This is a genomic window from Streptomyces sp. NPDC006265 (assembly GCF_040613555.1).
In the GTDB taxonomy this organism is placed as follows: domain Bacteria; phylum Actinomycetota; class Actinomycetes; order Streptomycetales; family Streptomycetaceae; genus Streptomyces.
This window is the reverse complement of record NZ_JBEXSH010000158.1, coordinates 1-13206: the sequence shown is the minus strand read 5'-3', so window position 1 is coordinate 13206 and position 13206 is coordinate 1. Positions and strand designations below refer to the sequence as shown.

The window sequence follows — 13206 nt, the reverse complement described above, 5'->3', positions numbered from 1 at the left end:
GCCTCCGCGCGAAGTCCACGCCGAGTACGACAAGTTGCGAATCGCCGCGTGAAATCAACGGTCAGAAGCCTGTCCGGGAAACACGAGGCCCCTCAGGCACGGTGGCTGGCCGGCGACGAGGTCTACGGAGGCAAGGAACTGCGGCACGGCGCCCGCGCACTCGGCTTCGGCTATGCCCTGGCCGTCCGCACCGATCACCGTGTGGACACCGCCGGCGGCCGCCTGACCGTCACCGACCTCGCGGCCCGGGTCCCGAAGAAGAGCTGGATGCGCCTGCGCACCGGCCACGGCCTCAAGGGCGACCACCACTACGACTGGGCCATGCCCTCTTTCGCCAGATCGCGGCGCAGTTTCTCCAGGTCAGCTTTTCGCGGGTTACCTACTTTAGGCTCGGAATCAGCCTACAACATCACCTCTCGTGCTCCGGAGTTGCCTCCACGGCGCGTCCTTCATTCAACAAGATACGTCGCCGTACCGTGCCGACAATCACGGCAGTCAGAAAGAAGAGCGACACCAGCAGTCCGGCGAGCATGGGTAGCGTTACAGCAGGCGGATCATTCACCCACTGTGCCGTCAGCACTCGACTGGGATCCAGAGGGTCGTAGACCACAGGTACATGGCTACCTGGAGTCAACCCCTCAGGGCGCATTCCTCCCCAGTCATGTAGCTGCGTTTCGACATCCCCCTCTGGGCCATCGAACTTGACCTTGATATTACCCGGATTGCCGTACTTGTCCTGGGGGGAGGACGTGACCTCGGCCCAGGCGGAAACTCCACGAGACTGCAAGTCGGTCACTAGTGAATGTGACGGAATATAGAAGCCGAGAAAGAGCCCGAACGTCGCTATGAATGCAGCTGACAGTCCGATTATCAAACGTCGTTGCGGCACTTTCCGTCGCCTGTCGGCAATGATATCAAGTGCCTTCCGTCGGTCGGCATTTCGTTTGGCTATATTCGGAGGGAGTGTCCAGTCGCTTCGGGAATGCCTCTTCTTCTTCTTTCCCATAATCCTTGGTTCCTGTCACTCAAAAACCTAGCCAGCTGCCGACCTTTTTGGCGGAGTCACCTATCCCCTTACCGACCTTCTTTGCCGTATCGCTGACGGCGTGACAAACTTTCTGCCCCGTAGGTGTATTCAAGAAGTAGTAGGCGCCGTAACCAATCCCCGCACCCACAAGGATGCCCGCAGCCACACCCCAGCCGACTGGCCCCCCCCATGAGTGCACACCGCCGCCGCACCGGCCCAGGTTCCGGCCATTCCAGCGCCGAGAGACGCGACGTTCGAGACAACGGCGACGTCCGTGCCGTTGCCGTTGACCTTGATGTCGTAAGCGATACCACCGATGGTCAGGAGCGAGCCGACCAGCGGCACCCGCCTACCCACTCTGAATACTTTGCCGAGCCAACCGCCCTTCACAGCAGCCGGAGCCCTGATGTACGGGGTCTTGTCGGCGAACCAGCGGGCGGAGTCACCGAGCGATGCCTCCAACAGGTGAGAGCCCAGTCCGTACTTGGCGAAGATTCTCTCGGCCTGCCGGGACGCGGCTTTCGAAGTCTTGGCATTGATCCACGTCTCCCTTTTAACCGGGCCTGTTCTGCGGGAGACATGGCATTGATGCGTCGCTCGTAGGCCGACCTTCGCAGCCTGTGAGAACTTGCCGGCTTCATCCCAGAGCTGGTCCGCCAGTTCGACTGGACACCGATCACGCCGGCCACGAGACCCGCGTGTACGGTCCAGGTCGCCGTCGGGTCGCCGAGATCCGTGACCGCCTTCTGGCGATGCTTCCAGGCGGTGTCCCCCAGGTCGGGATCGTCGCCCTGCATCAGGTCGCGGTTGAAGATGGCGCCGGGCTCGTCCTCGGGGAGCCTGCTTCACAAAATGCGGCCGGGGTCACCCCGTCCGAGGTTTGATGGCCTCGTAGGGGTGCCCCGGCAGTCTGCATCCGCGCGTTTCGCGTCGGCTCAGGTGGCGCGCTCGATGTTGTCGGCGCTGGTGTTGGCCGACTTGCTGGCGTCGTTCAGCGTGTCGACCCACTTGTCGAACGTCGGCTTGATGTCGTGCCAGTCGTTCCGGAAGCGGTCGGCCTTGGGGCCCTTCCAGTAGCCAGAGCTGTGGCTCGTGGCCGACTCCAGTGCCTTGATGAGGCCCTGGAGGTCCGTGGCCTTCTTGCCGAAGAGCTTGGACAGTTCCCGAAGCTGAGTGAGATCTGCACCGCGATCCATGGCGTTCCTCCCCGTGTCACGTAAGTAGACGGACTATCCGTTTGCAACAAGGGACGCTACCGCACCAGAGGTAGTTGCAGTCCAGGGCCTTCGGAGATGAGGGTTTCGTGTGAACGAGTGGTGTTCACCTGGGTCAGGAGCCCGATGAAGCTCTCCGCAGAGCGCCAGTATGCTGGTGCTCCTGGGACAATGGGGGAGGCTGCTATGGCAAATCCTGACATTCAGGAACTCAACCAGCGGGCCAGCCAGCTGAGGTCGCTGGCCGACCACATCGAGTCTCTTGTTGATGCCGCCAAGAAGCACAGCACCACCGGGATGAAGTCCTGGTCCGGTCCGAACGCGGACGACGTACGCGGCCGGCTCAAGACGTGGCACACGACGTGCGGCACGGTCGCCAAGACGCTCCGCGATGAAGCGCGCCAGTGCTCGCAGGACGCCAAGGATTTGAAGGACGAGAAGAAGCAGTAGGGGCGGACGCTGTCCCTTCTGCAGCGAGAGGAACCCGTACTAGTGCCCTCGTACGACAGCTCCCGGGCCCGCTTCCGGCTGGCCGACCGCCACATCGCAGTTTTCGCGCACCTCTTGGACGGTGAAACGCCGCCTGAGGTGCTATGGGAGTCACTGGTCGAGCTCCAGCGCATCGGTCTGGTCGGTGAGGAGGGGGAACTGGCTCCGGTTCTCCACGAGCCGCTCGGCGCCCTGGCTGACCCGATGGTCATGGTCCAGGTGGAGATCACGGGTGAGCACGGCCCGGTCAACCACGGGGTGATCGTGGGTCAGGAGGCAGTGATCTCCCATGACGGCTGGCCGGGGGAGGAGGAGTCCGAGTACGTCTCGATCGAACCGAACACCCTGGTGTGGGAACTCGCCCGCAAGGTCAACCTGCACCGGACGGAGAAGCCGGAGGGAGGCGCTCCCGAGGTTCGTGTCGAGACGACCATGGGTGCTCTGGACGCCGCGTTCGTCGCCCTGGAAGAGCCCGGCGCCGACGAGGACGTGACTCGCGATCTGGTGCGCAAGGCACTCGTCGAAGCGGACACCGACCTGGAGGGCCCAGCTCTGGGCCAGTTCCTGGACCTGGTCGTCTCCCTGAACGCCACTTGGCGCATGACCACCGCATGGGACGGTGAGCACGAGGGGCAGCGCTCCACGATGATCCGCGCCCTGGCCGCCTGGGACTGCGGCCCCCTCGGCTACTGGATCCGCGAACAGCCCGAAGAACCCATCATGCCGGGGCAGGTCGGGCCGGACAGCGCACTCGTCCTGGTGAAGTCCAACTCCGCCGAAATGTGGGAGAAGATCACCGAATTGCTTCCGGACAAGGAAGAGTTGCTGGTCGCGGACGAGTGAGCCGTGGCGCGAAGTGGAACCCTTGGGTGTAGGCGTGTGTGGCCGGTCAGAACCAGTTCATGGGATTTGCCTTGGACTTGGCGATACTCTTTCCCAAGTCCTTGGCCTTGTCACCGACCCAGCCCGCCGCCTTGCCCGCGCCGTCCTTGATGTCGTCCCAGTGCTGGACGACCTTCGCGCCGCCGTAGATGAGACCCGTTCCGACCGCGAGGCCGATGGTGACCGGGTTCGGAGCGACCATGGCCGCCGTGAGAGAGGCGTTGAAGCCGACCTCGGCAACGTCGGCGACGTAAGCCGCGCCCTTCTTCTTGAAGGCGTCGACAGGGTTGCCTTGCGAAATGACGTTGGCGGCGCTGAAGCCCGTCGACAGGACACCGCCCACGATGCCGGCGCCGCGCAGGAAGCCGGCGGTCTTGGCGGCGGCGCCGAGGCCCGTGCGCAGGGCCCCCGCACCCCGCGCGGCATTGGTGGCCTCAGCCACGGAGTTGGCGAAGCGCTGGCTGTTCGCGGCCTTGGTGAACACCTTGATCAGGCTCGCGTTGCCCGCGCGGGCGACTGCCTGGCCGGAGTGCGTGAAACCGCCGTACATCGTGGCCGCCTGGTCGGAGCCGACCAGGAAGTCGATGACCCCGTTGGCGCGGAGCGTGTTCATCAAGGGCGTGGCGCGCACCCAGTTGTAGCCCTGGCCGATCAAGTCGCCCCGGAGGCCGCTCGTCAGGGGGGTGCGGGAGAGGCTCTGGTAGGTGCTGCTCCGGCCGAAGAGGGAGCCTAGTTGACCGGGAAGCCAACTGCCCGGTGCGCTCAATGAGCGTAGTTTGGGCGCCCACTTGACCATGCCGTTGCCGGCGGACCGAATCAGGCCGTTCTCGGAGCCCCGCAGGACGACCCCGAGCCGTGTCTTCCAGGTACGCAGCGCACCCGCCTTCAGGGAGTTGCCCAGCAGCACCTTGGTGAGTGATGTGCCCTGCATGGTGACCACAGCCGTGGCAGCGGTCACGGATCCCCAGTCGCCGTAGAGGCCGATCACGGAGGCGATGGTCTCTTCGTGCGGCTGGAGCCCGGGTATCTGGGCGATGGCATGAGCCTCCAGCCGTTGGACCCAGTCCGCCAACGACTCGTCCGGCTGCCGCTTGAACTTGTAGGCGTTCGGATCATCGCTGGCCGCCACGGAGTTGGCCAGCACAACGGCGTCCGGGCCGAGGCCCTCGCTCTTGTACTTCTCGATCTCCTTGGGGCTGAACCCGGCCCACATGAGCCCGGCCTGCGGGTCGCCACTTTCCAGCCGGGCGAAGACGGCCCGCTTGCGCAAGTCCGGTGCAGTGTCCTTGACCCAGCCGCGCAGGGGCTTGAGCGTGGTCAACTTGCTTGTCACGCCGAGCCGGGACGCTCTGGTGAATGCTTCATCCACTTTGTCCTGGACCCCGCCGCGTCCGTTGAGCAGCTTCGCGAGCTGGTCCAGATCGTCCGGGTTCACATTCCGCATGCCCACGTTTCAAATCCCCAGAGCGTGTGTTCCGGAACCAGCCGGTCAGGGCTGTGGAGTCGCACACTCACTTTACGGACAGGGGTTCGCACGAGACCGTTGGATCACCGTCTCTTTACCATGTGCAAACGCACTCTTGAGGAAGATCACCGCGTCGGCACCGCATGTTCCGGGGGCGTGCTCACCTCGTACGCAGGAGCGCGTATGCGAAGACCAGACGCCGGTCCAGCCACGCGGCCCGGACCAGGAACCTGAGGTCGCCCTCGGAGGTCAGGACGAGTTCGTCACCGGCTTTCCACTCGAGGACCCGCGGCTTGGCCGGTTGGTCACCGCCTTCCGCACCCATGTCGGCGACGGCCTGGACGACGCCCAGCAGCAACTTGCCGGCACCGCGCTGCACCATTTCCCTGGGGCCGCCCTTCGCCCACTCGGCGCTGCTGACGATCTCGGGGTGCCCTGGCTGGGCGATGCGCCACGTCGGCTTCAAGGCGTGCTTCAGCGGAGCGATGCGCTGGATCGTGCCGATGGCCCCTCCCCGCGCGTCGCGCACCTCGTAGTGGCGCCTGCCCTCGATGTCCTGAGGCTCGTCGAGAGAGCAGAGCAGCCTGGTGCCCTCGGCGTCCTCGTACAAGCGACGAGCGTCCGCATCCGACGGCTGAGGCGGAAAGAAGGCACAGGGGGCGTTGACTCGTTGTCCTGCCAGACCCTGAGGGACCCTGAACGCACGGACGCCGAGCGCGGCACGCTTGCGCTGTCCACCGGCAGGCCGCTCCTCCTCGGTGATGGCGAATTCCCAAGCGTCCTTCCACGGGACGTTGGGGATGGGAGGTTCGTCGACGTGCCTGTTCTTGCCGAACACGGTGTGCCTCTCCGGGTCACTTCGGGGATGGGCTCCGACCATAACCCCAACCGGTGAAGAGGGGCGTGAGGGCGGCCTGGCCGTCAATGCTCAACCCCCGGTACACGGGCTTTCGCGGGGGCCGGACCGCTGCTGTGCGCTACCCGCTCGTCCGGGTGAGGCGTACCGCCTGTTCCGTAAGCCCCGACACCTTGAACAGCACTCCCGCGAATTCGACCGTGTCGCCGATCCTCACGTCTTTGTAGAGGGCCACCGGAACCCCGGCACAGTTCGCGCCGAGGCCGGCCGTACCCGCCGCGGTGTCGACGTACGAAACGGTGAGGGACGGGCCGGTGGGCAGTTGCTTCACGCCGCCGTTGTCGAGGAGGGACAGGGGCTGCCCCTGGGCCGGGAGGCTCTTCGACGCGGCGGCCAGGACGGCGCGGTTGGTGGTGAAGCACAGGGCGTTGTCGGCGGCGCCGCCCGCGAATTCCATGGACTCGGGAGCGGCGGCGAGAGCGGCCTTGTCCTTGGCGTCCTTCGGTTCCAGGACGACACGGTAGGAACAGACCTGCCGCACGGTGTAGGCGTGGCCCGAGATGGTCAACCGGGATCCCGGCTTCACGGTCCACTGCCGCTGTCCCGCCCCGTAACCGGCCCCGTCGCGCAATGTCGCAGTACGCGACGTTCCGTCAGCGCTCGCGGCCGCGTACTGCACGCCTCCACCGCCGGGCAGCCGGAACCCGCCTCCGCGCAGGACGTGTACGCCGTCCGCCGGGGCTTCACCGATGCATTGCGGGCCCTTGTCCTTCGCCGCCGCCTGCGTGGTCGTGGGTGCGGTCGTCGGGTCGTCACCGCCGCCGGTCGACGATCCGCAGGCGGTCAGCGCCCACAAAGCCAGGGTGGCACCCGCGATGCCGTACCTACTTGATGGGCTGAACACCGGTGTCCTCCTTGCAACCGTCGATCACGTGCTCCAGCACGATGCGGGTGCGGTAATCGACTTCCGCCACCCGCCATCTGTCCCCGGTGATCTCCAGAACGTCACCTGGGGTCAACCCGTCGAACTCCCCGACGGGTCGGCCTTCGCAGCCGACCCGGATACGTCCGTGCACGGACGGTTCGGCGAAGACGGTCGCCAGGATCTGATAGGTCCGGCCATCGTGTTCGACGGTGTACGGAATCTGGTGACGAAGTGCCCAGCGACCGTCGAATGCGAAGGGGTACTTCACCTTCTCGCCTTCGGACACACTGCTCACCTCCCGGGCGTCACGGGGCATCGAAGGCCTCCGCTCCGCCGAAGTACTTGTTGAACTGCTCCTGCGACACGGTAATCGGCGGATAGCCGGAGACACCCCAGGGGTTTCCGAGGATGACCTTGCCGTCGTCGGTGAATCCCCGAACGTAGTACGCGTGGTTGGTGTGGTAGGTGTTGCCCCATTCGGCCGGGTGGTTCTTGTCCAGCTCCTCGTCGGCCGGGGTGGAGACGGTGACAACCTTCCCGGAGCCGTAGGCTTCCTTCAGCGACTCCAGGCTCTTGTCCTCGTGTTCGCCGATACCCAGAAAGCCGCCGGTGGTCAGGTCCTCGCCTTCCTTGCCGGTCAGGTACGGAGCGGATTTCTTGGGGTCGTCCCCCTCGATCCCGCCGTATCCACGCTCGTCGTCACCGTCGTCCGAGTAGACCATCGCAAAGGCCTTCTCGTAGTACGCGGGCCAGCTCTCCCCATTGCCGTACGTGCCGATGGGGTTGCCGTTCTGGTCGGACGGCAGGTCGGCCGTCATCGTCACCCAGTGATAGTTGCCCTCTTTGTCCCACACCCGGACGCTGACCGTGCCGTTCGGGTTCTGCTTGATGCCCTCCTGCACGAAGGCGGGGTCCTTCTGAGCCAGGCCCGCCAGCGATGCGACGTACCAGCAGTCGCCGAACTGGCGTTGATTGACGTCATCGGCGGACACCCCGTCCTGGAACAAGGGGTCCGGAGGGGGCGCCCAGTGAATTCCGTTGTTGGTCTGGCCGTTCTGGCTGTTGCCGCCCGCCTCGTACGCGTCGGTGTTCGTGAACGTGGGCTGCACGCCCGGGAAGGCCGCCGTGAACTTGCCCACGTTCTCCGGGCTCACCTTGGACAGCATCAGGCTCAGCGTGTTCCGTCGCCTGCCCTCGGGCAGCCCGTTGTCGTCGAACGGGTTCCAGCCGGAGTCGTCGGTGTCGGTGAGCAGCTGGTTGTAAAAGGCCAGGTCCTTGGGCGAGGCCTTCGTCACGAAGGAGTCCAGTTCGGCAGCGGTCAGTCCGTCGAGCTCGCCGGAGATCTGCTCCAGATCGTCGCGGTTGCCGTTGGTACCGAAGTCCTTGCCCTTCAGCTCATGAAGATGGCGCAGGGCATCGTCGATCTTCTTCGCGGCGGGCGCCTTCTCGTCGAGGAAGAGGCTGCTGTCGCTGACGGGGTACCCCCGATTCTCCAGCTCCTGCAGTCCCTCGATCTGCCGGATGCGGCGCTTCATCGACGACTGCATGTCGCCGAGTTCGCCGCCGAGGGAACCGGGCAGACGCGGGCGACGGAAGAACGACGGCATCGGGACCACATCGCCGACGAGATCCTGGAGGTCGGGGTTGCGGGAGGCATTCTGCCCCGACGGCAGGTTCTGCTGGGCGGTGGTGAGCACGGCGGCCAGCTGCGAGTGGAGCTTTCCTGAGTTCTGAGCGAGGGTGTCCAGGTGGCCGGCGAGAGTCGTCAGTTTGGCGGCGTCGAAGCCTCTGAAGCCCATCAGCTGCCACCCGTTCCGGCCTTGGCCTTGTCTTTCTCCCCGGCTTGCCGTTCCAATTCGTCTGCCTGGCTCTCCCAGCGAGTGGCGTCCCCCAGCAGTGCGGTGCCCATGCTGTTCAGCGTGCGTTGTCGTTGCTGCAGCTTGGCCGTGCATTCATCGGCGAAAGGCCCCTGCCAGATGGCGCCCTCATCGCCGCCGGTTCGGAAGTCAGCGGCGCGCGGGGTGGCCCTCTTCACCGCGTCGTCGAGGTACGGCCCCAGCCTGCGGGCCAGCATCCTGGCCTCCCGCGCGGCATCCCGAAGCCGTTCGGCCCGCTTCTTCAACTCGGCTGCGTCATCGCCCGGTGTGGGCCCCACGGTTGTTCCCTCCCCGTTTACCGCTGGTGCCTGCCGCTTCGCGTACGGGTCCACGGCATCGCTGGGGAAGCATACGGGGGCAGTGTTCGACCATACGAAGGGGTGGGAAATCTCCTCGGACCATCACATGGCCGTCACAATCCGTGCGCCCTGTTGGCCACGTGAGCGCACCTCCTTGTTTTCGGCGACATCCGATATGTCCTATGGCTTGTCGATGGTCGCCGGGTGACTCGTCCCAGGCGCCGCGATTGCCGGTGCACAACAGCGAATTTGATTGTGCTGCTCCGGTCGGTCAGGGTTCAGGAGACAGAGGGGAAGGGGCAGGCGTATGGGTGGACTCGCATTTGAGCTGCAGCGGGCGACGTCCACACGAGGTGCCCGTGGTGACGTTCACCGCTGGGCAGGCGAAGTGGACGGCCTCGGCCGTCTCGAGCTCGCATTCCCGACAGAGCACAGCGACTATCCGTCGGAGCACTGCGAGGTGGCGGTGAGTGGCGAGGGCTTTCCGATGGTCACCTACCTCGGGCTGCGGTACCTGCGGCGGCCGCTCCTGGCGAGAGGTGAACTGCGGGTGGATTGGGACCCCGCGGACCTCTCCCGAAACGTGTGGTGGCCCGGGAAGAAGGTCGGGCTCTTCGCATCAGGGTCAAGGGGCTGACGTGCTGACGTACACGTATGCCGAGCGGGGCGGCACGCGGAGCCATGAGCTGGTCCGCCGGAGTGTCGGCGTACGCATTACGCGTTCGAGTTGGAGGAACCCCAGTACCCTTTCCGGGACGTGGAGGGGTGAGGCGGATGCCCTCGACATCGGCATCGCGCTCGTCCTCGAGGGTGTGTACACACGGAACCTGTCGTTGCCCGGCGCGTTGGTGTCGCTGCCCGGGCGCTTCCTCAATCGATTCAACGACCTCTGACCCGTTCGACTGTTCTCATCAGGGGCCGCGGATCGGGTCGGTGACAAGGCAGAAACGGCCGAGGCCATTTCCAACGGCTGCAAGGAGCTGGCCAGCGCCCTCAATCCGTTCGACTGATGCCGGCCATGGCACATCCGCGCCGAGCGGCGCGTGGGGAAGGAACCATGCAGCAGCACACGTACACGCTCGACCACTGGAGGACCGTTCAGGTCATCGGCTGACCTGGAAGTTCGGGTACCGGGGCACAGCGGGCGAGTTCGGCAGGATCGAGGTGGTCTACCCAGCGAACCGACGCGGCGACCGCCATGTCACTGAGGTCCGGGGTGACACGGTGCCCCTCACCTCGTTCATGGGTTGGGCCTACGGACGAAAGCCCTCGCTCTACATAGCCGAGCTCAGTGTTGGTGAGACCAGAGTCCGGCTCAAGCGCAACCGCTGGGCACAGACCCGAGCAGGGCGGGCGCTGCGGATTCAGGTCGCCGGGCGGGAGTACCGCTACCTCGCGACCAGCGCACGGCACCGCGACCGGGCCCTGGTCCGGAACGGTGTGGAGATCCGGATCCGTCGCCACGGCAGCGGGGCGCGGAAGAAGGCCGCCTTCATCGTTGTGGGCTTGGCCGACGCCACCGACCTCGCCCTGGCCGCCGTGCTGTGCGGCGTCAATACCCGCAACCTCACCCGAGGCGGGGCCGTTCGTGCCTTCTTCGGCAGGTCGCTGCAGTGGCTGGACGTATTCCAGTGACCCCGTGACTCCCTGAGCGATCACGGGCAAACGTTTCCGCTGACTAGGAGCGTGGGTCAGTATCAGGCAACTGGTCGGGTGGCCGTGAGCGGTGGGATCAGTCGCGGTTGTCCGGTCGGTGCCTGTAAGGCCGGGATGGGGTTCTGCCCGTCGGGTGCGGCCTGGTAGGGCCGTGACGGGGCCGGGGCCCGGCTGGTCAGCCGGGCACGGTGGCGAGTCCGGCGGTTCCGACGTGTCGGAAGATCTTGCGGAGGTTGTGGCAGGCGGCCAGCAGGCGCCACTCGCCGCGGGCGCCGTCTTCACCGCGTAGGAGGAGCTGGCGGCCGTTCTGGCAGGTCATGATCTGGCCGAAGACGGTTCGACGATGGCCTTGCGGCGACTGTAGGCGGCCTTGCCGGGCTTGGTCCGCAGCTTGCGGGCCATCCGCTCCTTCAGCGTGGCGTTCGCTGGTATCCGTCCGCGCGGTGCGGGCGGGACCTGCTCGTCGTGTGCCAGGCGTCCGGTGGCCATGAACGTGTCGGTGCCGCAGACCAGTTGACGGTCCCTCGCAGCGTTGAGGTTGGCCTCGGAGCAGTAGCCGGCGTCGACCAGCGCCTGCTTGGGGTGGCGGCCGGTGTTCCGGGCCGACTGGTCGAGCATGGTGGTGTAGTTCAGCGCGTCCGAGGGGTTGCAGGTGACGTCGGCGGCGGTGATGACCTGGTGCTTCTCGTCCACGACGGTCTGGGCGTTGTATGCCTGGATGTAGGCGCCGTCGCTGTTCTTCATGACCCGCGAGTCGCGGTCGGTGAAGTTGGCCTGCGCCTTGGGCTTGGGACGCGCCTTCGCGGCGGCCTTGTCCCCGGCGTCGGTGACGGCCTGCTCGTCGCTGATGCCGCCACGTTCCTGACGGCGGCGTTCCTTGTCCTGGGCGTGGCGGCGTGCCTTGGCGGCGGCCTCGGCCTCGATCTGCGCACGAGCGGCCTGCAGTTTGGCCAGGCGCTTCTCCCGGCGGTCCAGCTCGGCCGGCAGGTCGGTGTCCTTGCCGTCGGTGCCGAACATCTGGTTCTCGGCGTCGTCGGTGGCCTGCGCGTCGGCCAGCAGCGCCTGGGCCTGGGCCTCCAGGGCTGCTGTCTCGGCCTCGATCCGCTCCTCCTTGTCGACCAGGCGGCTGTAGCTCATCGCCTTGTGCCTGGAGGCGTTGGCCTCCAGTTTCGTGCCGTCCAGGGCGACGCGTCCCATCTTGACCATGCCGAGTTTCTGCGCGAGGTGCAGCGACTGGGTGAACAGGTCGGCGAGCGCGTCCAGGTGGCGGCGGCGGAACCGTGAGATCGAGCGGAAGTCCGGAGCCTGGTCGGCGGCCAGGAACCGGAACGCGACGTCGTCGGTGCACTTGCGCTCGATCGCCCGAGAGGAGCGGACGCCGGTGGTGTAGCCGTAGATCAGCAGCCGCAGCATCAGCCGGGGATCGTAGGGCGGGTAGCCGCGCTTGTCGGTGTAGTCCGCCAGCACCGGCGAGAGGTCGAGCACCTCGTCGACCAGGTCGGCGACGAACCGGGCGAGGTGGTCCTCGGGCAGCCAGTCGTCCAGCGACGGAGGCAGCAGCAGGACCTGGTGCGGGTCGAAGGCCCGAAACGTCTTGTCCACCGCCGCCGGACGGCCCCGCAACTGCCTCTTCCCGACCGGCTCGACCTCGAACAGTCCATCCCCACCACGCATACCGTGATCATCTCGCATGAAAGATTGCGAAACGCCAGCGGGTCGCCAGCGGGTCGCCGCCAGGCCTTCGTGCGTGGCAGTGCTCAGGCTTGCTGACGGAAGTCCAGCATGTAGAAGACCTTGTCGTAGCGGCGTTCTCCGACGGCGACGAAGCCGGGCAGACGGCCGTATTCGGTGAAGCCCAGCGACCGGTAGAGGTGCAGGGCACGGGTGTTGTCGCCACGGGCGTCCAGGGTGAGGACCTCGATACCCGCCTCCCGGGCGTCAGCGATCAAGGCAGCGGTCAGCGCCCGGCCGACACCACGACCATGGGCAGCAGCATCTACCGCGATCTTCTCCAGATCGGCGTGTGGCCGATGGGTCGGTCGGCCGTAGCGGAGCCAGTACCCCAACCCGACAAGCCGACGGTCGAGGTAAGCGACACGCAGGGCCGCATCCCCGGCCTGCACCGCAGAGACGACGTGGCCGAGAAGTTCCGCCACCTCATCCCGCGAGGGTGGTTCGATCCAGCCCAGCGCAGCACCTCCACTGACCAGGTCCGACAGGATCTGGTGGGCCGACTCCGCAAACCGGGCCTCCAGCTCCGGATCGGAAGTCAGCTCCATGGCGTCAAGGATGGCGGGCTCAGTGGTCACACCGCTGGTCATGGCCGGATTCATGACCGGCAGCCTAGCCAGCCCAAGGCCCAGCCGAGACCCCTCTCGCTCCAGCCTCGGCTGCAGCCAAGCCGTTACTGACCCACGCTCCTAGCCTCGCGCTTTCACGCGGCAGGGCGTCCGGTAGGTGATCAGAAACGCGGAGAGTGCTCCTGACCTGCAACGATGGGACTTGTCTAGGGTCCA

General features: G+C 66.1%; 13 protein-coding genes and 1 pseudogene. 4 read left to right on the top strand and 10 right to left on the bottom strand.

Annotated elements, in window-relative coordinates:
* Window positions 1-409: 409 nt before the first annotated feature.
* Both ABZ281_RS15665 and ABZ281_RS15660 read right to left on the bottom strand, forming a co-directional pair.
* Entirely contained in the window at window positions 410-1006 is a 597-nt protein-coding gene (locus tag ABZ281_RS15665; RefSeq protein WP_356655796.1) for a DUF3592 domain-containing protein, read from the bottom strand.
* Window positions 1007-1962: 956 nt separating this feature from the next.
* Window positions 1963-2223, bottom strand: a complete 261-nt coding sequence (locus tag ABZ281_RS15660; RefSeq protein ID WP_097218954.1) for a WXG100 family type VII secretion target — start codon at window positions 2221-2223, stop codon at window positions 1963-1965.
* 204 nt (window positions 2224-2427) lie between these two features.
* Between ABZ281_RS15660 and ABZ281_RS15655 the strand changes: the two genes are divergently transcribed.
* Both ABZ281_RS15655 and ABZ281_RS15650 read left to right on the top strand, forming a co-directional pair.
* Window positions 2428-2691 (top strand): hypothetical protein, encoded by a 264-nt coding sequence (locus tag ABZ281_RS15655; RefSeq protein WP_356655794.1) that lies wholly within the window; start codon window positions 2428-2430, stop codon window positions 2689-2691.
* 42 nt (window positions 2692-2733) lie between these two features.
* Entirely contained in the window at window positions 2734-3573 is an 840-nt protein-coding gene (locus ABZ281_RS15650; protein WP_356655792.1) for a hypothetical protein, read from the top strand.
* Window positions 3574-3619: 46 nt separating this feature from the next.
* Here ABZ281_RS15650 and ABZ281_RS15645 read toward each other — a convergent pair whose 3' ends face one another.
* The 6 genes from ABZ281_RS15645 to ABZ281_RS15620 form a co-directional block, all read right to left on the bottom strand.
* The gene (locus tag ABZ281_RS15645) at window positions 3620-5056 is read right to left on the bottom strand and encodes a PE-PGRS family protein (protein WP_356655790.1); all 1437 of its coding nucleotides are present in this window, start codon (window positions 5054-5056) and stop codon (window positions 3620-3622) included.
* Between the two features lie 181 nt (window positions 5057-5237).
* Window positions 5238-5687, bottom strand: a complete 450-nt coding sequence (locus tag ABZ281_RS15640) for a hypothetical protein (protein ID WP_356655788.1) — start codon at window positions 5685-5687, stop codon at window positions 5238-5240.
* A gap of 367 nt (window positions 5688-6054) precedes the next feature.
* On the bottom strand, window positions 6055-6795 hold the full coding sequence (locus tag ABZ281_RS15635; protein ID WP_356655798.1) for a hypothetical protein: 741 nt from the start codon (window positions 6793-6795) through the stop codon (window positions 6055-6057).
* Window positions 6796-6817: 22 nt separating this feature from the next.
* Entirely contained in the window at window positions 6818-7144 is a 327-nt protein-coding gene (locus tag ABZ281_RS15630) for a hypothetical protein (protein WP_356655786.1), read from the bottom strand.
* Window positions 7145-7163: 19 nt separating this feature from the next.
* Window positions 7164-8657, bottom strand: coding sequence for a C2 family cysteine protease (locus tag ABZ281_RS15625; protein WP_356655784.1), 1494 nt, complete (start codon window positions 8655-8657; stop codon window positions 7164-7166).
* Complete coding sequence (locus tag ABZ281_RS15620; protein ID WP_356655782.1) at window positions 8657-9013, bottom strand: hypothetical protein; 357 nt, start codon at window positions 9011-9013, stop codon at window positions 8657-8659. Before ABZ281_RS15620 ends, ABZ281_RS15625 begins: the two co-directional genes overlap by 1 nt.
* Before the next feature lie 659 nt (window positions 9014-9672).
* Here ABZ281_RS15620 and ABZ281_RS15615 point away from each other — a divergent pair.
* Both ABZ281_RS15615 and ABZ281_RS15610 read left to right on the top strand, forming a co-directional pair.
* Complete coding sequence (locus ABZ281_RS15615) at window positions 9673-9927, top strand: hypothetical protein (protein ID WP_356655780.1); 255 nt, start codon at window positions 9673-9675, stop codon at window positions 9925-9927.
* A 331-nt stretch (window positions 9928-10258) separates the two neighbouring features.
* Window positions 10259-10669: a hypothetical protein gene (locus ABZ281_RS15610; protein WP_356655778.1), complete on the top strand. Its 411-nt coding sequence runs from the start codon at window positions 10259-10261 to the stop codon at window positions 10667-10669.
* A 196-nt stretch (window positions 10670-10865) separates the two neighbouring features.
* Here the strand turns inward: ABZ281_RS15610 and ABZ281_RS15605 are convergent.
* Both ABZ281_RS15605 and ABZ281_RS15600 read right to left on the bottom strand, forming a co-directional pair.
* Window positions 10866-12346 (bottom strand): annotated as a pseudogene (locus ABZ281_RS15605) (IS1182 family transposase).
* Window positions 12347-12447: 101 nt separating this feature from the next.
* Window positions 12448-13023: an N-acetyltransferase gene (locus ABZ281_RS15600; protein WP_356655776.1), complete on the bottom strand. Its 576-nt coding sequence runs from the start codon at window positions 13021-13023 to the stop codon at window positions 12448-12450.
* Window positions 13024-13206: the final 183 nt, after the last annotated feature.

Bases quoted from the DNA above. Each gene is read 5' to 3' on its own strand.
- ABZ281_RS15665 (WP_356655796.1), bottom strand. From the start codon at position 1,006: ATGGGAAAGAAGAAGAAGAGGCATTCCCGAAGCGACTGGACACTCCCT.
- ABZ281_RS15660 (WP_097218954.1), bottom strand. From the start codon at position 2,223: ATGGATCGCGGTGCAGATCTCACTCAGCTTCGGGAACTGTCCAAGCTC.
- ABZ281_RS15655 (WP_356655794.1), top strand. From the start codon at position 2,428: ATGGCAAATCCTGACATTCAGGAACTCAACCAGCGGGCCAGCCAGCTG.
- ABZ281_RS15645 (WP_356655790.1), bottom strand. From the start codon at position 5,056: ATGCGGAATGTGAACCCGGACGATCTGGACCAGCTCGCGAAGCTGCTC.
- ABZ281_RS15625 (WP_356655784.1), bottom strand. From the start codon at position 8,657: ATGGGCTTCAGAGGCTTCGACGCCGCCAAACTGACGACTCTCGCCGGC.
- ABZ281_RS15600 (WP_356655776.1), bottom strand. From the start codon at position 13,023: ATGAATCCGGCCATGACCAGCGGTGTGACCACTGAGCCCGCCATCCTT.